The organism is bacterium SCSIO 12643, from assembly GCA_024398135.1.
Classification (GTDB): domain Bacteria; phylum Bacteroidota; class Bacteroidia; order Flavobacteriales_G; family Salibacteraceae; genus CAJXZP01.
Genome location: CP073750.1, coordinates 464,843 through 486,766 on the forward strand (window position 1 = coordinate 464,843; position 21,924 = coordinate 486,766).

The following is a 21,924-nucleotide window of genomic DNA, read 5'->3' on the forward strand; positions in this document are numbered from 1 at the left end:
CATTTTCTCCTGCTACCACACTAAATGGAAACAAAAGAACTATTACGTAAGGTTAGACGCATCGAGATTAAAACTCGTGGGTTATCCAATCAGATTTTCTCTGGGGAATATCATAGTGCCTTTAAAGGACAAGGGATGACGTTCTCTGAAGTTAGAGAATATCAGCCGGGTGATGAAATCCGAAAAATTGATTGGAATGTAACTGCACGGATGGGACATCCATATGTAAAGATTTTTGAAGAAGAGCGTGAACAAACCGTAATGCTTATTGTAGATGTCAGCGCCTCAGAAGATTATGGCAGCCACGAAATTCTAAAAAGAAACTATGTAACTGAAATTTGTGCAGTTTTAGCATTCTCCGCAATTCAGAATAACGATAAAATTGGAGTCATCTTTTTCTCCGATAAAATTGAAAAGTTTATTCCGCCCAAGAAAGGTCGTGGACACACATTACATATCATCCGTGACCTGCTCAACTTCAAAGCAGACAGTAAAGGAACAGATATTGAAATGGCCCTGAGCTATTTCACTGGAGTCATCAAAAAACGAAGCATTGCTTTTTTGATTTCTGACTTTATCAGTAGTCCATTTGAAAAAGCCATCAAACTAGCGAACAAAAAACATGATTTGGTAGCACTTAGAGTGACTGATCCTATTGAAAGTCAATTCCCTGAAGTTGGACTGGTTCCATTAACAGATCCGGAAACAGATGAAGTGTTTTGGGCAGATACCAGTTCTAAAAAATTCCAGGAAGCTTATGCTTATGAGCTTTTAAAATTCGAAGAGGAATTAGAACGAACTTTTAAGACTGCCGGTGTAGATTCGGCTATTATGCCTACACATGAGAATTACGTACAACCATTGATGAAACTATTCAAAAAAAGAGAATCTAAGCGATGATTGAGGCGTTAAAACATAGCACTTTGAAATGGGGATTTATAGTGTTACTCTCATTTATCAGCGTACTTTCTTTGGCGCAAACCAAAAGAGTTTCTATTAATCCGTTTAGCCAGTCCATTTTAATTGGTGAGCAGGTTCGGGTAGAATTGCAGGTAAATGCTTCGGCTCATGAAGAAATTATTTGGCCTGAATTTAAAGATACGATTACAACTCCTCTGGAGATCATCGAGTCACATCCGATTGATACATTATTTGATGATTCTACCACAAAGGCCAACATATTAGGGTACCAAAAGCAATGGGTCATCACTTCATTTGATTCTGGTTTATGGGCATTCCCTGAAGTTACTGTATGGATAGATTCTATCCCATTTAGTACCGATGCTTTTCTATTTGAAGTCAATACCGTAGAAGTCGATACTTCTAAAGCGTTTGTAGACATTGTGGAACCTATTGAAGTTCCGATGACTTTATTGGAATATATTCAGGAATATTACATCTATGGATTGTTGGCTTATGGAGCGATAATTATGGCTGCCATTATCGCCTTCCTGATTGGAAAAACTCCGGAGAAAAAATCAACTGCACCAATTATTCCTAAAGTGGCTGCACACGTTTTGGCTATTGAACGATTAAATCAGTTGAAATCAGAAGAACTCTGGCAAGTTGGTGCATTTAAGGCTTACCATGTCCAAATCTCAGACATTACCAGAGAATATATTGAAAATAGATTCCATATCCCGGTAAAGGAATCCACTACAGATGAAATTAAGCATCTGTTGAAAAAAGCTAAAATGGACAGAGCTTTACGTCAAAGAATTATCGAATCGTTACGGATTTCCGATTTGGTAAAATTTGCGAAAGCCACTCCTCTACCTGAAGAAAACGAACAATGTATGCACATTGCATTTGAGCTAGTGGAAAGCACCAAAATTGTAGAACCCCAAGAAGAACAGGATACCACAAATGAATAATATTGAGTTTGCATATCCGTGGGTTTTATGGACTTTGGTCATTGTTCCGTTACTATGGCTTTGGCACTTTATGAGATATGAAGGCCGGAAAACGAAAGTAAACCTGCCTACACTTTCATTCGCAAAAAAAACCGCTCCGACCTTTAAGATCATTTTATATCATAGCTTATTCATTGCTAAAACAGTTGCGCTGGGACTTATTCTGGTAGCCATTGCGCGTCCACAATCTTCCAGTAGTTGGCAAAATATTAAAGCTGAAGGTATTGATATTATTCTTTCCATGGATATTTCCGGGTCTATGCTTGCGCGTGATTTGGAACCCAATAGATTGGAAGCCGCCAAAACGGTAGCAGCGGATTTCGTAGATAAACGAATCAATGACCGAATCGGATTGGTGATTTATGCCGGAGAAGCCTACACACAATCTCCTTTAACTACCGATCATTCGGTAATTAAAGGTTTATTGAGAAGTTTACAAAATGGTATGGTTGAAGATGGAACCGCAATTGGTTTGGGATTGGCAACTGCTATAAATAGGCTCAAAGAAAGTGAAGCTAAAAGTAAAGTGGTGGTTTTACTTACAGATGGAACTAATAACTCCGGTGATATTCCTCCATTAACCGCTGCTGAAATTGCACGCAAATTTGGTATCAAAGTCTATACAATTGCAGTGGGCACCAATGGCATGGCACCTATGCCATTCTCTCAACCCAATGGTCAGATCATCTACCGCAATCAACGTGTTTCTATTGATGAAATCACACTGAAGAAAATCGCAAAGCAAACCAATGGCAAATACTTTAGAGCCACAGATAATGAATCTTTGGAAGGTATTTATGCACAGATTGACGAGTTAGAAAAAACTGAAATTGACGTTAAAGAATTCAGAAAGCGAAATGAACAGTTTTATAGTTGGGCCATGGCCGCAGCGATTATCTTGCTTCTGGAGTTTTTATTACGTAAAACCATACTAAAATCTATTTCCATATAATGTTTCGTTTAGCACATACAGAATATTTATGGTGGTTAGCTGCAATAGCGATCTTCGCAATTGTATTTGCGATAGATTTAATCTGGACCAAGAAAATGGTTCGCAAACTCAGTCATGTGAAGTTCCGAGGGTATGTATTACCTCAGATGAGTTTTCAATCTAAGTGGATGCATTTTCTTCTATTTTCAGGAGTATGGATTTTCCTTATTCTGGGAATCACCAATCCTCAAATTGGCAGTAAATTATATGAGGCCAAACGTGAAGGTATTGACATCATGCTTGCGGTAGATGTATCTAACAGTATGTTGGCCGAAGACATTCGCCCAAATCGTTTGGAGCGTACACGAATGGGTGTAGAAAAATTGATTGATAATTTGGATGGCGATCGTTTGGGTATCATTGTGTTTGCAGGACGTGCTTATGTACAGTTGCCATTAACCACAGACTATGCAGCTGCAAAACTATTTACCAATTCATTAAGCACCACAAGTGTCAACAATCAGGGAACTTCTATTGGTGCCGCATTAGATATGGCTTTGGAATCATTTGATTACAACACCAAAACCAGCAAAGCCATTGTGATTGTAACAGATGGTGAAGATCATGAAGAAGATGCGGTAAATCTGGCGGAAAAAGCACAAGATATGGGTGTTGTGGTATATACCATTGGTTTAGGCTCAGTTCAGGGTGCTCCAATTCCTATTTATCGTAATGGAATTCAACTGGGCTTTAGAAAAGACAAAGAAGGGAATACCATCGTGACCAAATTAAATGAACAGATGCTTACGGATATTGCGGAAGCAGGAGGTGGCAGATTTTTTAGAGCGGATAACGGAAATATTGGTTTAAAATCCATTTTAGAAGAAATCAATAAATTGGAAACCACCGAACTGGAATCCAAAATTTATAGTGATTATGAAGATCGTTTTCAATACTTTTTAATTGCCGCTGTTCTACTTTTGATTCTGGAAATTTTATGGCCGGAGAAACGTATGAAGTTTATGGATAAGTTAAATTTATTCGAAGTCAAAAAATGAAGTATCTATTCGCATTCATAGGGTTATTTATCGCGCTTTTAGGTTTTTCTCAAAATCCTAAGAAGTGGGTACGTGAAGGTAATGCGTCTTATAAAATAGATTCTACACAAAAAGCCATTTTGGAGTACGAAAAAGCTTTGGAGATAGATCCTAAAATGGAAAGTGCCAAATTCAACCTTGGAGATGCGCAATATCGTTCAGGAAAATATGCTGATGCGATCAAAACGTACGAACAACTGGCGCAAACAACTACAAATCCTAAAATCAAATCAGACTCGTATTTCAACATGGGGAATGCACATATGCAAACGCAGAAGTATCAGGATGCAATGAATGCCTTCAAAAATGCAATGAAAGCCAATCCGCAAAACTCAAAAGCCCGATATAATTATGAGTACGCCAGAAAGAAACTAGAAGAACAACAAAAACAAGATCAGCAGGATAAAGACAATCAAGATCAAAATAAAGACGACCAGAACAAGGACGATAAAAATAAAGATCAGAATAAAGACAATAAGGATAACAAGGATCAGAACAAAGATCAAGATCAAAACAAGGATCAAAACAAAGACCAGAATAAAGATCAGAATAAAGACCAGGAAAAGAATAAAGACGATCAAAACAAAGACCAGAACAAGGACAACAAAGACAACAAGGATCAAAATAAGGATGATCAAAAATCAGATCCAAAGGATGAAAAAGGGGATCAAAAAGATCAACAACCTCAACCTGGTCAAATGTCAAAAGCTGATGCGGAGCGTTTGTTAAAAGCAATGGAGGATAAAGAGAAAAAGACACGAGAAAACGTTGCTAAAAAGAAAGCTAAAGCTGCTTCACGTAAAAAATCAGAAAAAGATTGGTAGATGAATAGACTGATACTCTTCATATTATTTTTAACATCTGGTATTGCTTCAGCGCAAACTCCGGTTTTGAATGCTTTGGTTAGCAAAAACACCGTACCGGAAGGAGGCAATTTCACCTTAAGCTTTCAGTTTAATGCTTCTGGTGATGATTTTACCGCTCCGGGAAACCTGACCAAAGATTTCAGAATTTTACGTGGCCCGAGTAAATCATCCGAGATGCGTTATATCAACGGAAAAATGTCAAGTAGTGTCAGCTACTCTTATATTCTTTCTCCGTTGAATAAAGGGAAGTATACTATTGAACCTGCGCGGATTCAATTTGAAGGGAAAACCTACAAAAGTAAACCTGTTGAAATCACAGTAACGGAAGCTTCAGCAAATCAAAATGGCAATGGTTCTGCAACTACTCAATCCGAAGTAAACCGTCAGGAAAAACAAAAAAAGGAACTCAAGAAGAACATTTTTATACGCCTGGAAGTCAATAAACGCACGGTCTATCAGGGAGAACAAATTATTGCGACTTATAAATTGTACAATCGTGCGAGCTTAAGAGGGATTGAAGCGCAAAGGATGCCTGAATTTGACGGATTCTATACTTCTGATATTGAGATTAGCAATAACAATAACCACACCAGAGAGATTATTAAAGGGATGCAATATGACGTTTTCACGTTAAAGAAAACCATTTTAATTCCACAGAAAACCGGAGAGCTTACTTTGATCCCTCTTGAAGTGGATGCTGTGGTACAAATTCAGGGTTCAAAACCGGTAAATACCTGGTTTGGTCCAAGGTATCAAATGAAAGATGTCAACGTTCTTTTAAAAAGTAATCCCATAAAAATCAATGTAAAGCCATTGCCTCCCGGAGCCCCTGAAGGTTTTTCAGGAGCAGTTGGACAGTTTAATTTTTCTACAAAAATTACCCCTACAGAATTGGCGGTAAACGATGCGTTAAACTATTCCATTAAAATCTCTGGTTCTGGAAATATCCCACTTATTGATCATCCTGTTCCGAATTGGCCTCAGGAATTTGAGGTATATGATCCAAAATTAAAATCTAGCGTAAATAATAAAGCCAATAGATTAGCAGGGGCTAAAACCTGGGAATATCTGGCTATACCAAGAAATGGAGGTACTTATGAATTCCCATCCATTTCATTCTCTTATTTTGACCTGGCTACAAAAAAGTACAAAACCATCGAATCCGAGGCGGTAGAAGTTAATGTTTCCGGAACTTCTGATGCCGGTTCAGGAGGAGCCCAGGGTCCGGGAGTTAACCGACAAGATGTTTCTCGTCTGGGAACTGATATTCGTTTCATTCATACCAAAAATCCTGAATTAGAAATGGAAGGTACTTCCTTCTTTAATTCCGTATGGTATTATTTCTGGATCGTTGTTCCAATATTTCTTGCAGGATTAGCCTATATCATTTTACGAAGACAAAATGAGTTACAAGCGGATACTATTGGTATGAAAAAACGTAAAGCAACAAAGTTTGCTAAACGTTTACTCAAACAAGCTGAAGAAACACTTAAATCCAATAACAAAAACGCATTTTACGAATCTGTTTTTAAAGCTCTAAATGGTTATTTGGCCAACAAACTCAATATTGCCAATACAGATTTAAACAAATCATTTATACAAAAGAAACTACTCCAGCATCAGGTTTCTGAAAATACTGTACAACTTCTGATCACTACTTTGGATCATTGTGAAATGGCTCGATTTGCTCCGGTAAGTCAAATCAGCGATGCTGAACTTTTGGAACAGGCGCAAAACATTATTGTTAAACTTGAAGACGAAATCAAATGAAACAGTTCATATTAATCTCTTTTTTGGTATCCGGTTTTCAGTTTATGGCAATAAGTTCTGAACTTAATGCGCATTATGATTCGCTATACACACTGGGAAATCAAAGCTATCAGGAACAAAAGTTCGAAGACGCCTTAAAGTCGTATAATGCCATTGCCGAATCTGGCATGCGTTCTTCAGATTTATATTACAATATTGGAAACTGTTACTACAAACTCAACAAAATCACTGAGGCGATTCTTTACTATGAACGAGCATTAAAAATGCAACCAAATGGTGAAGATATCAAATACAATCTGGCTTTGGCCAATAAGCAAATCGTAGACAAAATTGAAACCCTCCCTACCCCTTTTTATAAAGAATGGTGGTATACACTGGTCAATTCATTTGCAATGGATACCTGGGCATATATAAGTATTGTATTCATCGTTTTAGGCATGTTAAGTCTGCTCTTATTTTTAATGACCAGATCCACCGGAGTTAAGCAATTATCCTTCTATTTATTTTTGGTTCTCTTACTGGCTACCGGAATGACCTTCCTATTTGCACGTGCACAATATCATAAAAATATTGCGGAGCAAAATGCCATTATTTTTGAAACCAGAACTAATATCTATTCGGAACCTAATACAACCAGTACCGTTTTATTCGTGATTCATAATGGACTAAAAGTGAAAGTACTCAAAACATCCGGACAATGGTTAAAGATTATGTTACCAGACGGAAGTATTGGCTGGATTCCTGAGGAGACTTTAATGGTGATTTAAACCGTCTGTCATAAATCTTACCTTACCGGCAAAATTAAATCCTACCTTTAGTCCCAATAATCTTCGGGTATTGGATGAACACAAAAAAATATTTCGACTAGACCTACTAGAACTGGCACTTCGTATTTGGACTGCATTTTTCATTTTCGTTTACGGTGTGGCAAAATGGAAACAATTTGAAGGTGCTAAGCTTATAGAAGTTGCAATCAAAGATGCTACCGAATTTCAAATCATGTGGGCTTTTTTTGGAACCACCAAAACATATCCATTAATTGTTGGTGGCATTCAGGTTATTGGTGCTTTTATGCTACTATTTAGGAGAACAAAACTTCTGGGAGCAGTATTACTCACTCCGGTATTTATCAATATCATCTTATTGGATATTTTGTATAAAATCAATCAGGGTGCGCTTTTAAATGCCATAGTTTTTCAATCGGTCTTCATCCTGATTTTCGTTCAACAACGAAAGAAAATTATCCAGGTCTTTAAAACCTTACGCATAGATGAAGCTCCCTCCATGACTCAAAAAACGAAATGGATCAGATTTGCATGGGCCACGCTTATTGCCATTGGAATGTTCTTCGGATATCAGGTGCTTACTTAAAGTAATGTAACCATAGATGCAGAACAATTGTCAATCAAAAAGACTACTTTTACAAGCGTTAATTAATAACATTTAGAATTATCCCTTATTCGTACAAAAAACTCTAACATGATGCAACAGGATATTAAACTGTCTTCTCAATTTAAAACCCAAACCACTAAATCTGTAATCAGTATTCTTTTATTTGTTATCACTTATATTGCTATTCTATTATTTGCGATTGGATTAACTATAGGCTCCTTTTATGTTGGGCTTATTCTAATTTTAAAAATACCAAACCTCTTCACTGTTTTTATTGGAATTGGCTTCGCTAGTTTAGGGATTTTGATTTTGGTTTTTATCTTGAAGTTTGTCTTCAAATCTCACAAAATTGACTTATCACATCTTATTGAAATTAATCGAAAAGATGAACCTGAATTGTTTGAAATGATTGAAGATATTGTAAAAACAGTAGATACTGACTTTCCTAAAAAAATCTATCTATCACCGGATGTAAACGCAGGTGTTTTTTATGATTCCAGTTTCTTTAGTATGTTTCTCCCAATAAGAAAGAATTTACAAATCGGTTTGGGGTTAATTAATACGGTTACGAAAAATGAGTTAAAAGCCATATTAGCGCACGAATTTGGTCACTTCTCGCAAAGGTCTATGAAAGTAGGAAGCTATGTGTATAATGTCAATCAAGTTATATTTAACATGTTATACGATAATGAATCCTTCGATCGAGTTATTCAAAAATGGGGTAATGTAAATGGTATTATTTCAATATTCGTCTTATTAGCCATCAAAATAATAGAAGGAATTCAATGGGTATTAATCCAACTATACAACATTATCAACAAATCATATATGGGATTATCTAGAGAAATGGAATTCCATGCGGATGAAATCGCAACTCGCGTAACCGGTTATGAACCTCTAAAAAACGCTTTGCTCAGAATGAATCTCGCTGAGTACTCTTTTAATTCGGTTCTTTCTTTTTACGAAAAAAAAATATCAAATAATCAGAATAGTCCGAATATCTATCCTGAACAATCATATATCATGAACTTCATTGCCAGGGATGATGAATTAAAATTCATAAATGAATTACCATCAGTAACCATTGATGAATTAAATAAGTTCAATAAATCTAAATTGGTTATTAAAGATCAATGGGCTTCGCATCCTAGTACTGAAGACCGAGTGAACAAAATTGAAGCACTGGGAATAGAATCAACTAGTTCCGATCAAGCACTTGCAAACAACCTTATAAATCGATTGAATGATTATCAAAAAGAACTTACAAAAAAGGTTTTTTCTCAAATTGAGTATAAGGGTCAGGTCTCTCAACTTTTATTTACAAATTTCAAGGATGAGTATGATACTTTATTTAATCAAAACTCATTTTCAAAAATTTACAATGGATATTATGATATGAAAAACCCACTTCCGTTTGATCCTATTACAATCAGCGGAAATACGGAGTCAAAGTCATTGAATCAACTGTTCTCTGAGCAAAATATCAATATGGTGTTCTCCTATGTATATTTAAAAAGTGATTTAGACATCATAAAACAAATCTCAGACAAAACCATCCGGATTAAAAGCTTTGATTACGATGGTATAAAGTATAGCAAAAAAGAGAGTTCTAAACTTTACAACAGATTAAATACTGAACTTTTAGATCTTGAGGAAAAAATTAAACAAAACGATATTAATGTCTTTTCACACTTTAAAAAAATAGAACACGACAAATTACTTACCAATAAATTGGCTTCGCTTTACAAGAACTTTTTCGAATTTGATGTCAGATACGATTCTAATTATAAAATATACGAAGAGTTAAGTAATCAATTACAATTTGTTCAATTTTCACTACCTATTGAGGAAATAGAAAAACAGTTTAGAAATATAAAATCACAAGAACAAAAACTCAAAATTGAGATCCAGGCAATTCTAAACAATCCTCTTTATAGAGAAGAACTCACCCCCGAAATCAAAGAAAACTTTGAAACCTATTTATCAAAAGACTGGTTATACTTTGGGCACAGCGTTTACAATGATAAAAATTTAGAAATGCTCTTTTCAGCATTAAATGATTATGCATTCCTCCTATCTAGAGGATACTTCATAATGAAGAAACAAATTCTGGATTATCAAATAGACCTGATTTCAAAATAAACACACATCGAAATAACATTTACTTAAACAACTCATCATTATGATACGTTTCAGAATACATTTCTGCGCAACTACATTCTAAATGAACCGGTTTATTCGGAAAGAATTTCTGATATAATTCAATGCGTTTTTCTAATGCGATATTTATCCCCCACGCCCCTCTATTCATCCACATCCCTAATACTAGTAAAGGCTCATGAATAGGAGGCCTCCAGCCATCATATCCACAGAAACGCGTGTGATATATCAAATGCATTCCCAAAATCTTTTCATTAAAAAAATTAGGCTCCAGTTCTCTATAATTTGATTGTTCAAACGCTTCGACATCCTCCAGCGCAGATGCATATAGAATTCCCACGCTCAATACCCCAACCAAACAGATTTTAGACCCAACAAAAAATGCTTTGCGTATCATTTTAGAGCCTTCCTTTAGAAAAAGCTTATACCATATTTGACCAGCTAAAAAGTGAGGCGTAAAAGTTAAAATTGCAGATCCTGTAAATATGAAAATAAGCCCCCAGAAATTCATCTCTCCCAGGAAAATAATGCAATAGAGATACATCCAAAAAGACAACGCCCCAATAAACCCAATAATAAAATGATACTTTTTATATTTAATCACAAAGGGCAAAATAATGGTATATAAAAAGCTAATGGTAATAAATACAATCGCCCAGGAAGATGGATTACAGAATACCTGCCAATAAGAATTAGCCCAAATTGCCGCTAATATCAATAACGTATTTAGAGCGGATAACCGTATTGGATTTGCAAAAAAAGAAATGAGCTTTCGGATCATATGATTCTGTAAACGCCAAAATCAATTTTTATTTTATCACATCTAAAAGTACAATATCTTTATATCTTGATATTGCACATTTTCATTCATCAAATTCGTTATCCATTGGAATTCCAAATCAGACCTGTTAAATCAGAAGATGCCTTAGCCATCACACGGTTATCCGATCAACTAGGGTATCGTTCTCCTCAGAAATCCATAGCAACCAGAATTGAACTCATCCTTAAAGATCCGAATCATCAGGTATTTGTGGCTGTTTTAAACCAACAAATCGTAGGCTGGATTCATGGTTTTTATGTGCTAAAAATAGAGTCCGAACCATTTATGGAAATCGGTGGCTTAATAGTTGATGATCAATTTCGGAAAATGGGAATTGGTAAAAAACTGGTTCAGCAAATAGTCATCTGGTCAAATCACAATGGCATCTCAAAGTTACGTGTCAGATGTAATGTCATTCGATTAGAATCACATAAATTCTATGAAACGATTGGTTTTGAATTAAACAAAGAACAAAAAGTTTTTGACCGTTTTCTAGGTTAAAGGTCTAATTATGAGAATTAAAAATACCATAAGATTATGTCTCCTCTACATTTTTTTAACGTGTATACCTCTAGTTAGCGTAGGGCAACATTTTTTGGATAGTCTTCGTATGGAATCTGAAAGAATTTATCCCAATTCAAAAATTGACACCATTGATCTGGATCTCTTTAATCAAGATTTCTTTACTTCCTCTGAAGTAAAAATGAAAATCAGACCAACCGGTCAATACCAAATCATGTTTATTCATGAGACGGGTTGGTCGCATACGTATGGTATGGAAGGCCCATGGACCTATAAACAAGCTCAAAAAGAATCTCAAATATTACATCTGATAGACTCCAATTCCATTTCTACTGCAAAAACACAGATACTCCATTGTCATGCTGCAAAAAGCTATTCCGGACAAGAGCTCAGTAACGGTCTGGGATTCCTCGTTCGAAAAAATGATCATTATCAGACTATCCATTCATTCCCTGACGTTTACGAAAGAGATGATCCTTTAAACCGAAGGTGGACATACTTTGAAAATGATACATATTTGGTTCTTAGATATGTCCATAGCTACCCACATGGAAATCAAACCAGTTTTTACAATGAAATTGTGATCTATTTCAAGCGTTTAGATTAAGAATTAAGTACTTTAAAAAACTCCTCTATCAATCAAAACCTTAAATAATTTGCATTTCATATACCGTACAGTATATTTGTTTTATGATTCGATCTGAAAAAACCAGGCAACTCATCATTGAAAAAACCGCATCTATTTTTAATAAAAAGGGATATACCGGCACCTATTTGTCAGATTTAACCAATGCTACGGGTCTTACCAAAGGCAGTATTTACGGAAACTTCAAAGACAAAAATGAAGTAGCGATTGAAGCATTTCGATACAATTATAAATTTCAATCGGACCAACTATTTGCTAAAATGCAATTACATGATCATGCCATTGATAAACTGTCGGCCTTCTTAAATCATTTTAGAACGCATTACCAGCAGGTTTTTAATAATGGTGGATGTGCCATACTGAATACCGCTGTAGATTCGGATGATGGAAATGAATCTCTAAAAAATGAAGTGGTTTTGAAAATTAATAACTGGATTAAATTAACCAATGAAATTCTGGTGTCGGGAGTTCAAAAACAAGAAATTAAGCATATCGAAACTTTAGATTTTTCCAATAAAATTATTGCATTATTAGAAGGGAGCATTCTTTTAGCCAAGACATTAAATCAACCTGGAATTCTACTCAAAAACATAGATGCACTGGAAAAAGAAATTCAAGAACTAAGAACCTAAAATTTTTTATCAAAACATATACCGTACGGTATATATAATTAACTATTATGAAAAAAGTTGTTATTACCGGATTAGGAGCCATCACTCCTATTGGAAAAAATGTAAATGAATACTGGAAAAGTTTACTTAACGGGCAATCAGGCGCAGATAAAATCACTCGATTTGATCCCGAAAAATTTAAAACCCACTTTGCCTGTGAAATAAAAGATTATGACCCCAAAGACTATTTTGACCGAAAAGAGATACGCAAATTAGATCGTTACAGTCAATACGGGATAATCGCTGCGGATGAAGCCATTGCCGATGCAAAATTGGATTTTTCTAAACTAAATACGGACAAAATCGGAGTTATTTTCTCGAGTGGAATCGGTGGTTTTGAAACATTTGAGAAGGAAATAATTGATTACACTCAAAAAGACTTTATCCCACGATTTAATCCATTCTTTATCACTAAAATCATTTCTAATGGCTTATCCGGATTGATTTCTATCAAACATGGTTTAAGGGGGATCAATTATTGCCCGGTGACGGCATGCGCTTCCTCTACCCAAAGTATTATTCAGGCCTTTAATTATATCCGACTGGGAAAAGCGGATATCATTATTGCTGGAGGGTCTGAAGCACCAATTACAGAATCATCAGTTGGGGGTTTTAACGCAATGAAAGCTATGTCTACCAACAATGAGAATTTCATATCGGCCTCCAGACCTTTTGATACACACCGGGACGGATTTGTAGTTGGCGAAGGCGCAGGCGCTTTAGTCATTGAAAGCATAGATTCTGCCAGAGCAAGAGGAGCAAAAATCTACGCGGAAATCGTAGGCGGAGGCGAAAGTTCTGACGCATATCATATTACGGGAACTCACCCGGATGGATTAGGCGCTTATCTGGCTATGGAAAATGCCATTTCTGAGGCCAATATCTCACCTGGCCATATTGACTATATCAATGCTCATGCAACTTCAACAGGTGTAGGAGATATCTCTGAGATTAATGCCATAAAAAGATTATTTCAATCTCATTTAAATGAATTGCAAATCAGCGCCACTAAATCAATGACGGGTCATTTATTGGGTGGAACCGGTGCGATTGAAGCTATTGCTACTTGCCTCACAGTTCAATCCAACTGGATTCCTCCAACAATAAATACTACACATGTAGACGAAAGAATTCCAACAGAACTTAATCTTTCTCTGGGAAAGAAATCTACAAAACAGGTTAACTACGCATTAAGCAACAGTTTCGGTTTTGGAGGACATTGTGCGGCTTTAGTTTTAAAGAAATATGTGTAAGGAGTTGGGAGTTGGGAGTTGGGAGTTGGGAGTTGGGAGTTGGGAGTTGGGAGTTGGGAGTTGGGAGTTGGGAGTTGGGAGTTGGGAGTTGGGAGTTGGGAGTTGGGAGTTGGGAGTTGGGAAAGGTGTTATTTCAGACGACACAAATATTATTATTCAAATAAAATTATTAACGAAAACATTGATTATATCTCACGCTCAAAAACGCTTTACTTATTGTACGGTAATCCGAAGTGAATATATAAAACCCATAATGGGACACTGAACGAAGTCGAAGTGCCCTTACTACTCTATACTTCCACCTCAATACTCATTCCTTGTCTCTCGTTGCTCCCTACTCTACGCTTATTACAAACTAAGTATAAACCACATTCCTTATACGTAGTTTCCACATTTTTTTGATTTCCACATGAGATCAAATTGCCTTCTGAGTCCATTAATAGTTGTGACTTTTCGGTGGAATTGTTTGTCCAAAAGCACATTCTTCCATTGAAGCCTCATTTTAAAAAGCTTCATTATCCGGAATGAATTGTTTTATTTTATAGAAACCAATACCATCAGTCCGATGCAACTTTTCAAAAACATATACATCATCCTACTATGTCTTGTTATGCCATTTGTTGTAGATTATCCGGAACCATTTGGAGCAATATCTATTGGATATGGAGTCATTGCATTGATCTATTTTATTTATACCACCACACGTAAAGACCCCATGGATGAAGTCTTTGTTACACTGGATAAAAAATTAGACGAAGTCGATAGCTATTTAGATCAGGGAAAGGGAATTTTTGAAGTAGCTCAAACATTCAAAAATGAAGCCGGTATTCCACCCGTACTTACCATCAAAAGTATTTTATATACCATACAAGAAGCGTGTAAAGAAGATGTTTTACCCTATACCCATGCCCTGGATCGTAAGGCTCCTTCTGATGTCGGGGTGATGATGTTATTGCAACAAATGCTAAAAGACTTTAAGAAAAAAGAACATTTTGATATCTCTGAAACCATTAAAGAGATGGATGAATTTGAAAATGTACTGTACGTAAAGGAGAATGTAAACTTTAAAATCACCAGAGAAAATGAAGAACCACGTAAAGGTTTTGGTGTTCTAATTCTCACGCTACATGAAATTCTTTTTATTCCTATGAAATGGGAGTTTCTTAAAAATCTGGATAAAGGAAAACTATTTGATTTACTGGGAGAAGCTACTTCAAGTATGCCATTTTTAAATGTGGGGTTGGCCACTTCTGAACTGTTTTTAGCATATAAAGATGCTCAAAAACCCGAAGAAATATATTTCAATGAAGAACGAAAAACAGAAATGTTAAGTCATTTTGAGATCAATAATGGTTGGCATATCCCATACCATCATGTAGATGAATTGACTTTTCCATATAAAATGAGAGGTCTAAAAGGTGTGGATCATTCATTATATGTCAGATCAGATCAAACCACGTATCAGCTTTATCACATTGAAGATAATGAGGATTTTAAAATCGAAATACTGGAACAACTTTTATTGAGTACTTTACTGAATCAGAATATTTATTACCCGATTAATGACAAATATGATGGCCACTTTCACAAATGTGATTTGGTTCCGCATACAGAAATCGATTACGATGATCCCAGAATGGTGGAATTTCGGGAACAGGAAATGAAGAATTCTTAAAGAGGGTGTATTGAGTTTTGAAGGACGAGTAATGAGAGTTGAGTATTGTATTAGAATATCATAATTAAACACACGTTATACATTCCTCTACAACACTCAATTCTCAATCTTGTTTACTCATTACTCTATCCTCTTTACTGTGCGCTTCTTACTCCAACACCACCATTCCCCTTACCGTTCCTAAACGATAGGTATAAACTCCGGTGGGTAAATGTGATATGGAAATAGAATTAACCCCGTTTATTAAATTAGCTCTTAAAACTTGTTTGCCTAAAACATCATAGAGTTCGAATATTGAATTTTGATTATATCCGGTAACCAAATCTATATGTAGAATATCATGTACAGGATTTGGATATACAGAAACTTCACTGGTTTCTAAAACAACATGAGGCACATCGGTTACGATTTGACACGGATTATTTGCCGGGTAATTACCCACAGCAATACGTTTTCGAAGATAATCCTTACCACAGTTTGTTTCAACCTTTAGTTTTACTGTATAACATTCATAAACTCCCGCTGGACTATAAATATGGTTTGGATTAGCTCCCATTGAAGTATCTCCATCACCAAATTCCCAGTAAAATTTACTTCCACTACCATCATAGTAAAAATCTACGTCAAGCCCTTGAATTGAAGACTTAATTCTTGACCCCCAATACAAACCACTATAGACATATATCACCTGTTCAAACGTATCTATCCCACACTCATTAAACGCATATAACTTAACATTGTAACACTTCTCATTTTCAATGGTCCACGGATAAACATGCACAGGGTATTTATTTGTAGAATATAGTCCATCCCCAAAATCCCAATAAAACGAATCCGCATGCATAGATACATTATCAAAAACAACAGTAAAGTTACTTGATGAATCAAAAAAAAGAGCAACCGGATCTAAAACCGACTCCACCCAAATGGAATCTGTACTAGAACATTGTTGCTCAGTCACGGTTACTGCATAATATCCGGTATCTGCTACTTGAATGGATGGTGTGGTATCTCCATTGCTCCATACATAAGAATCATATAATCCGGCATCTAAAACCACACTATCATTTTCGCAATAATGTGTTGAATCGTTCAAGTCAACAGGTAATATCGTATGGATTACTATTGCATTGGTATCATTGGTCATATCACCATCCATATTACCATTGGGCCATTTGGTCCATGCTACCATAACGATATTGTTAGACGGTACGGTAACCGTTGTTAGTGCTATTTGTTCGGTTATTGACCCCGTACCACCTATAGTGTCTAGCGGTTGATATACCCACATTGAATCCAGCACCAAATTGATTTCCCAAAACACCATAAAACTATCAATGGGATTGATTCCGTAATTGGATACTTCTGCATATACCGTATCAGTATTACCTACACATAAGGATACAGGTTGAATCCCCTGAACACCTATATCATTGGATGTTTGAGCATGGATAGCCAGCACGGATAAGATACTGAACCATACAGTTACGAGTATATTTTTTGTCATTATTTTAAATTTAGTGGTTTTCCTTTTTTGCTTGTCAAAAAAAGAAAACAAAAAATACTTTATTTATTACGGTTAGCTCATTACTCGCCACCGTTAGGTCACTGAGCGTCTTGTGCTGAGCAAAGCCGAAGCAAGTCGAAGTGCCCTTACTCCAACACCACCATCCCTCTTACCGTTCCTAAACTATAGGTATAGACTCCGGTGGGTAAATCTGAAACCGAAATAGAATTAACCTCATTTATCAAATGAGTTCTTAAAACTTGTTTGCCTAAAACATCATAGAGTTCAAATATTGAATTTTGATTATATCCGGTAACCAAATCTACATTTAGAATATCATGTGCGGGATTAGGATATACAGAAACTACACTTGTTTCTAAAACAACTTTGGGCACATCGGTTACGATTTGACATGGGTTATTTGCTGGATAATTACCTACAGCAATACGTTTTCTAACATAATCATACCCACAATATGTTAAAGCTCTAACTTGTACTGTATAACATTCATAAGCTCCATTTGGACTATATGTGTGTACTGGCTTGGACTGTTTCGAGGTTTGCCCATCTCCAAATTCCCAGTAGAACTCTGTAGCCGATCTGGAATATGAAAAATCGACTTGCCAATTATTTATAGAAGACCCGATACCAGAGTACCATATAGGTGGATAAACTCCGACATAAACAATTTGTCCAAATGTATCCGAACTACATATGTTTGAAGCAATAAGAATTGGATTGTAGCATAAGGAATCATGAACCGTCCAAGGATAAGTGTGAGTAGGACTTATATCGGTAGAATAAGTTCCATCTCCAAAACTCCAATAAAAGGAATCCGCATACAAAGATAAATTGGTTAAAACTACAGTCCAAAAGCTTGATGAATCATGAAAAATCGCAACCGGATCTAAAACCGATTCGACCCAAATAGAATCTGTACTAGAACATTGTTGCTCGGTCACTGTTACTGCATAATATCCGGTATCTGCAACTTGAATGGATGCTGTGGTATCTCCATTGCTCCATACATAAGAATCATATAATCCGGCATCTAAAACCACACTATTATTTTCGCAATAATGCGTTGAATCGTTCAGGTCAACGGGTAATATCGTATGGATTACCATTGCATTGGTATCATTAGTCAAATCACCATCTGTATTACCATTGGGCCATTTGGTCCATGCTACCAAAACGATATTGTTAGATGGTACGGTAACCATTGTTAGTGCTATCTGAGCGGTCATTGATCCCATACCACCTATGGTATCTAAGGATTGATATACCCACATTGAATCCTGCACCAAATTGATTTCCCAAAACACCATAAAACTATCAATGGGATTGATTCCGTAATTGGATACTTCTGCATATACCGTACCAGTATCACCCACACATAAGGATACAGGTTGAATCCCCTGAACACCTATATCATTGGATGTTTGAGCATGGATAGTCAGCACGAATAAGATACTGAACCATACAGTTACGAGTATATTTTTTGTCATTATTTTATTTTTTGTTTTTGAGTAGTGGGGAACGCATTTTGAGTAATGAGAGTTGAGTATTGTATTAGAATATCATAATTAAACACACGTTATTCATTCCTCTACAACACTCAATTCTCAATCTTGTCTATTCATTACTCTACCCTCTTTACTCATTACTGTTCATTACTTCACTCCAACACTACCATCCCCCTTACCGTTCCTAAACGATAGGTATAGACTCCGGTGGGTAAATGTGATATGGAAATAGAATTAACCCCGTTTATCAAATGAGCTCTTAAAACTTGTTTGCCTAAAACATCATAGAGTTCAAATATTGAATTTTGATTATATCCGGTAACCAAATCTATATGTAGAATATCATGTGCGGGATTTGGATATACAGAAACTACACTTGTTTCTAAAACAACATGAGGCACATCGGTTACGATTTGACATGGATTATTTGCCGGGTAATTCCCTACAGCAATACGTTTTCTAACATAATCATATCCACAATGTGTTAAAGCACGAACTTGTACGGTATAACATTCATAAGCTCCATTTGGACTATAAATATGTATGGGGTTTGCTTGTGTAGAAGTTTGTCCATCTCCAAATTCCCAGTAAAACTCTGTCGCTGATCTGGAATATGAAAAATCAACTTGCCAATTATTTATGGAAGACTTAATTCCAGAATACCAGTTTGATGATCCATAAGACCCAACAATAGTAATTTGTCCAAATGTATCTGAACTGCATACATTCGAAGCAACTAGAATGGTATTATGGCATATAGTATCCTCATTGGTCCAAGGGTAAATATGCACAGGATCTTTATCCGTTGAATGGGTCCCATCTCCAAAATCCCAATAAAACGAATCCGCATGCTGAGATAGATTCAAGAAAGCTACCGCAAACAAACTAGATGAATCATGAAAAAAAGCAATCGGATCTAAAACCGATTCCACCCAAATGGAATCTGAACTAATACACTGTTGATCAGTCACAGTTACTGTATAATATCCGGTATCTGCTACTTGAATGGATGGTGTGGTATCTCCATTGCTCCATACATAAGAATCATATAATCCGGCATCTAAAACCACACTATCATTTTCGCAATAATGCGTTGAATCGTTCAAGTCAACTGGTAATATCGTATGGATTACTATTGCATTGGTATCATTGGTCATATCATTATCCACATTACCATTGGGCCATTTGGTCCATACTACCATAACAATATTGTTAGACGGTACGGTAACCGTTGTTAGTGCTATTTGTTCGGTTATTGACCCCGTACCACCTATAGTGTCTAGCGGTTGATATACCCACATTGAATCCAGCACCAAATTGATTTCCCAAAACACCATAAAACTATCAATGGGATTGATTCCGTAATTGGATACTTCTGCATATATCGTATCAGTATTACCTACACATAAGGATACAGGTTGAATCCCCTGAACACCTATATCATTGGATGTTTGAGCATGGATAGCCAGCACGGATAAGATACTGAACCATACTGTTACGAGTATATTTTTTGTCATTATTTTAAATTTAGTGGTTTTCCTTTTTTGCTTGTCAAAAAAAGAAAACAAAAAATACTTTATTTATTACGGTTAGCTCATTACTCGCCACCGTTAGGTCACTGAGCGTCTTGTACTGAGCAAAGCCGAAGCAAGTCGAAGTGCTCTTACTCCAACACTACCATTCCTCGGACTGTTCCTAAACGATAGGTATAGACTCCGGTGGGCAAATCTGAAACCGAAATGGTATTCATATAAGGCTGTAACTTGGTTTGATAAACTCTTTTACCTAACATATCATAGAGTTGAAATTCATACGTATTATTTTTAGTTTTTTGAATTCCCGAAGTGATTTCTATATGTAATATGCCTTTAGATGGATTCGGATAAATTTTCAACGTTTCTATGGTTTGTGCAATTTCAGGAACACCAATGACTTCACAACCCGGTTCTAAACATCCAAAACTATCTACTTTTATCACCCAGGTATCTTGGGTCGTATCAGTTGATGGATTTAACCACCCAGCCGCCACAAAACCGCCATCTGAAGTAGGTTCCACGTCATACAAAAAATGTTTCGTATTCCATAAATCCACTGCTTCAGGATGTCGATATCTTCGTTCCCAAATATGTACTCCGTCCCTAGAATATTTTGATAGTATGCCATGTAATCTAAATTTAGCCGGTTCAACAATATTGGGATTCCAAATATTCCTCTGTCCACAAGCAATTAATGAACCGTCATCCAATTCTAATATATCGTAATACTTATTGTCAATGATGGTTGCATCCTTTGTAGAAGCCGTATCATTCCATATCATATCTCCCAAGGAATCAATTTTAACAATCCATGGAGATTTTTCGTCTTTAACGCCATCATTCCGAACTCCAACCCCACCTACGAATACATAACCTCCATCTTGTGTTTGTAAAATTCCATATGCTGGTGAATTACTTAAAATATTGCTTCCATATTCTTTTCTCCATTCTATATTCCCCAAACCGTCTAATTTGACCACCACGGGTTTCACCTTTTCTTTTGGTACTATTGTGTAATCATTTTCCGCCCCCCCTATAATAAACCCACCATCATCGCATAAAGCAATACATTCTCCATTATGGCCATTTCCTCCTAGCCAAAGTGATTTTTGCCATAATTCATTCCCCAGACTATCCATCTTTACTACAAAAACTTCTTCATCATTGGGATGGGTTCCTGATTTTTGGATTGTTCCTACCGCAATAAAATTTTTATCCGGTAACTCTTGTATTTCATTTATTACTACAAATTGATATTGACCAGTATTCATATTATGAAAAATCATTTTTCCATTCAAGTCATACTTCATCATTCCATAATGATGCTTACCAGAACCAATATCCAATATTGTAAAAGCTTGGTATAAAGTAGAACCTTTAGACTTTTTAAAACTATTTACATATATCTGTTTATCTAAAAAATGGATGCTATCAGTATTTGAAATCATATTACCATTCGCATCAAGCTTACCTATTTTATTCCACCATGTACCGTCCAACTTATCTAACGACCATCTAGAAACAAAATAACCAGAAGATTCGTTGACAATAGAAAATGATCCACTCGCCCAAGTCCCTGAATCCGGAGGATAACGCATATTAAAATAGGTTTGCCCCCAAAGAATTTGGGGACAAACCAT

At 36.1% G+C, this 21,924-nt stretch carries 20 protein-coding genes; 15 read left to right on the plus strand and 5 right to left on the minus strand.

Going from position 1 to position 21,924, the window contains the following annotated elements; genetic code table 11:
- Positions 1-24 precede the first annotated feature (24 nt).
- The 9 genes from KFE94_02040 to KFE94_02080 all read left to right on the plus strand — a co-directional run bounded on the left by KFE94_02040 (position 25) and on the right by KFE94_02080 (position 10,111).
- A complete protein-coding gene (locus KFE94_02040) occupies positions 25-900 on the plus strand; it encodes a DUF58 domain-containing protein (GenBank protein UTW66917.1) in 876 nt (291 codons plus the stop codon).
- A gap of 23 nt (positions 901-923) precedes the next feature.
- On the plus strand, positions 924-1,874 hold the full coding sequence (locus tag KFE94_02045) for a hypothetical protein (protein UTW66918.1): 951 nt from the start codon (positions 924-926) through the stop codon (positions 1,872-1,874).
- A gap of 1 nt (position 1,875) precedes the next feature.
- Positions 1,876-2,865: a VWA domain-containing protein gene (locus tag KFE94_02050; protein ID UTW68196.1), complete on the plus strand. Its 990-nt coding sequence runs from the start codon at positions 1,876-1,878 to the stop codon at positions 2,863-2,865.
- Positions 2,865-3,902: a VWA domain-containing protein gene (locus KFE94_02055; GenBank protein UTW66919.1), complete on the plus strand. Its 1,038-nt coding sequence runs from the start codon at positions 2,865-2,867 to the stop codon at positions 3,900-3,902. Before KFE94_02050 ends, KFE94_02055 begins: the two co-directional genes overlap by 1 nt.
- The gene (locus tag KFE94_02060; protein UTW66920.1) at positions 3,899-4,765 is read left to right on the plus strand and encodes a tetratricopeptide repeat protein; all 867 of its coding nucleotides are present in this window, start codon (positions 3,899-3,901) and stop codon (positions 4,763-4,765) included. Before KFE94_02055 ends, KFE94_02060 begins: the two co-directional genes overlap by 4 nt.
- The gene (locus KFE94_02065) at positions 4,766-6,577 is read left to right on the plus strand and encodes a protein BatD (GenBank protein UTW66921.1); all 1,812 of its coding nucleotides are present in this window, start codon (positions 4,766-4,768) and stop codon (positions 6,575-6,577) included. It abuts the gene before it with no gap.
- The gene (locus KFE94_02070) at positions 6,574-7,344 is read left to right on the plus strand and encodes a tetratricopeptide repeat protein (GenBank protein ID UTW66922.1); all 771 of its coding nucleotides are present in this window, start codon (positions 6,574-6,576) and stop codon (positions 7,342-7,344) included. Before KFE94_02065 ends, KFE94_02070 begins: the two co-directional genes overlap by 4 nt.
- Positions 7,345-7,414: 70 nt before the next feature.
- Positions 7,415-7,948: a hypothetical protein gene (locus tag KFE94_02075; GenBank protein UTW66923.1), complete on the plus strand. Its 534-nt coding sequence runs from the start codon at positions 7,415-7,417 to the stop codon at positions 7,946-7,948.
- A gap of 108 nt (positions 7,949-8,056) precedes the next feature.
- Positions 8,057-10,111 carry a M48 family metalloprotease gene (locus KFE94_02080; protein ID UTW66924.1) on the plus strand — a complete coding sequence of 685 codons (2,055 nt, stop codon included), beginning with the start codon at positions 8,057-8,059 and terminating at the stop codon, positions 10,109-10,111.
- Between the two features lie 19 nt (positions 10,112-10,130).
- Here KFE94_02080 and KFE94_02085 read toward each other — a convergent pair whose 3' ends face one another.
- On the minus strand, positions 10,131-10,847 hold the full coding sequence (locus KFE94_02085; GenBank protein UTW66925.1) for a hypothetical protein: 717 nt from the start codon (positions 10,845-10,847) through the stop codon (positions 10,131-10,133).
- 168 nt (positions 10,848-11,015) lie between these two features.
- On the opposite strand from KFE94_02085, the gene KFE94_02090 reads away from it, so the two are divergent.
- The 6 genes from KFE94_02090 (at position 11,016) to KFE94_02115 (ending at position 15,716) form a co-directional block, all read left to right on the plus strand.
- Positions 11,016-11,450 carry a GNAT family N-acetyltransferase gene (locus KFE94_02090; GenBank protein ID UTW66926.1) on the plus strand — a complete coding sequence of 145 codons (435 nt, stop codon included), beginning with the start codon at positions 11,016-11,018 and terminating at the stop codon, positions 11,448-11,450.
- Between the two features lie 109 nt (positions 11,451-11,559).
- Positions 11,560-12,078 carry a hypothetical protein gene (locus KFE94_02095; protein UTW66927.1) on the plus strand — a complete coding sequence of 173 codons (519 nt, stop codon included), beginning with the start codon at positions 11,560-11,562 and terminating at the stop codon, positions 12,076-12,078.
- Between the two features lie 83 nt (positions 12,079-12,161).
- Positions 12,162-12,749 carry a TetR/AcrR family transcriptional regulator gene (locus tag KFE94_02100; GenBank protein ID UTW66928.1) on the plus strand — a complete coding sequence of 196 codons (588 nt, stop codon included), beginning with the start codon at positions 12,162-12,164 and terminating at the stop codon, positions 12,747-12,749.
- Positions 12,750-12,796: 47 nt separating this feature from the next.
- Entirely contained in the window at positions 12,797-14,041 is a 1,245-nt protein-coding gene (gene fabF, locus KFE94_02105) for a beta-ketoacyl-ACP synthase II (protein UTW66929.1), read from the plus strand.
- On the plus strand, positions 14,034-14,306 hold the full coding sequence (locus tag KFE94_02110; protein ID UTW66930.1) for a hypothetical protein: 273 nt from the start codon (positions 14,034-14,036) through the stop codon (positions 14,304-14,306). The genes fabF and KFE94_02110 overlap by 8 nt, the downstream gene beginning before the upstream one ends.
- Before the next feature lie 345 nt (positions 14,307-14,651).
- On the plus strand, positions 14,652-15,716 hold the full coding sequence (locus KFE94_02115; protein UTW66931.1) for a hypothetical protein: 1,065 nt from the start codon (positions 14,652-14,654) through the stop codon (positions 15,714-15,716).
- 148 nt (positions 15,717-15,864) lie between these two features.
- On the opposite strand, the gene KFE94_02120 is transcribed toward KFE94_02115, so the two are convergent.
- The 4 genes from KFE94_02120 to KFE94_02135 all read right to left on the minus strand — a co-directional run bounded on the left by KFE94_02120 (position 15,865) and on the right by KFE94_02135 (position 21,924).
- Positions 15,865-17,223, minus strand: coding sequence for a T9SS type A sorting domain-containing protein (locus tag KFE94_02120; protein ID UTW66932.1), 1,359 nt, complete (start codon positions 17,221-17,223; stop codon positions 15,865-15,867).
- 146 nt (positions 17,224-17,369) lie between these two features.
- Positions 17,370-18,731 (minus strand): T9SS type A sorting domain-containing protein, encoded by a 1,362-nt coding sequence (locus KFE94_02125; GenBank protein UTW66933.1) that lies wholly within the window; start codon positions 18,729-18,731, stop codon positions 17,370-17,372.
- Between the two features lie 170 nt (positions 18,732-18,901).
- Positions 18,902-20,266, minus strand: a complete 1,365-nt coding sequence (locus KFE94_02130; GenBank protein UTW66934.1) for a T9SS type A sorting domain-containing protein — start codon at positions 20,264-20,266, stop codon at positions 18,902-18,904.
- Positions 20,267-20,412: 146 nt separating this feature from the next.
- Entirely contained in the window at positions 20,413-21,924 is a 1,512-nt protein-coding gene (locus KFE94_02135; GenBank protein ID UTW66935.1) for a T9SS type A sorting domain-containing protein, read from the minus strand.

Coding starts and splice junctions, on each gene's coding strand:
- KFE94_02040 (UTW66917.1), top strand. CDS start 25: ATGGAAACAAAAGAACTATTACGTAAGGTTAGACGCATCGAGATTAAA.
- KFE94_02055 (UTW66919.1), top strand. CDS start 2,865: ATGTTTCGTTTAGCACATACAGAATATTTATGGTGGTTAGCTGCAATA.
- KFE94_02060 (UTW66920.1), top strand. CDS start 3,899: ATGAAGTATCTATTCGCATTCATAGGGTTATTTATCGCGCTTTTAGGT.
- KFE94_02065 (UTW66921.1), top strand. CDS start 4,766: ATGAATAGACTGATACTCTTCATATTATTTTTAACATCTGGTATTGCT.
- KFE94_02070 (UTW66922.1), top strand. CDS start 6,574: ATGAAACAGTTCATATTAATCTCTTTTTTGGTATCCGGTTTTCAGTTT.
- KFE94_02080 (UTW66924.1), top strand. CDS start 8,057: ATGATGCAACAGGATATTAAACTGTCTTCTCAATTTAAAACCCAAACC.
- KFE94_02095 (UTW66927.1), top strand. CDS start 11,560: ATGGAATCTGAAAGAATTTATCCCAATTCAAAAATTGACACCATTGAT.
- KFE94_02100 (UTW66928.1), top strand. CDS start 12,162: ATGATTCGATCTGAAAAAACCAGGCAACTCATCATTGAAAAAACCGCA.
- fabF (UTW66929.1), top strand. CDS start 12,797: ATGAAAAAAGTTGTTATTACCGGATTAGGAGCCATCACTCCTATTGGA.
- KFE94_02110 (UTW66930.1), top strand. CDS start 14,034: ATGTGTAAGGAGTTGGGAGTTGGGAGTTGGGAGTTGGGAGTTGGGAGT.
- KFE94_02115 (UTW66931.1), top strand. CDS start 14,652: ATGCCATTTGTTGTAGATTATCCGGAACCATTTGGAGCAATATCTATT.
- KFE94_02120 (UTW66932.1), bottom strand. CDS start 17,223: ATGACAAAAAATATACTCGTAACTGTATGGTTCAGTATCTTATCCGTG.
- KFE94_02125 (UTW66933.1), bottom strand. CDS start 18,731: ATGACAAAAAATATACTCGTAACTGTATGGTTCAGTATCTTATTCGTG.
- KFE94_02130 (UTW66934.1), bottom strand. CDS start 20,266: ATGACAAAAAATATACTCGTAACAGTATGGTTCAGTATCTTATCCGTG.
- KFE94_02135 (UTW66935.1), bottom strand. CDS start 21,924: ATGGTTTGTCCCCAAATTCTTTGGGGGCAAACCTATTTTAATATGCGT.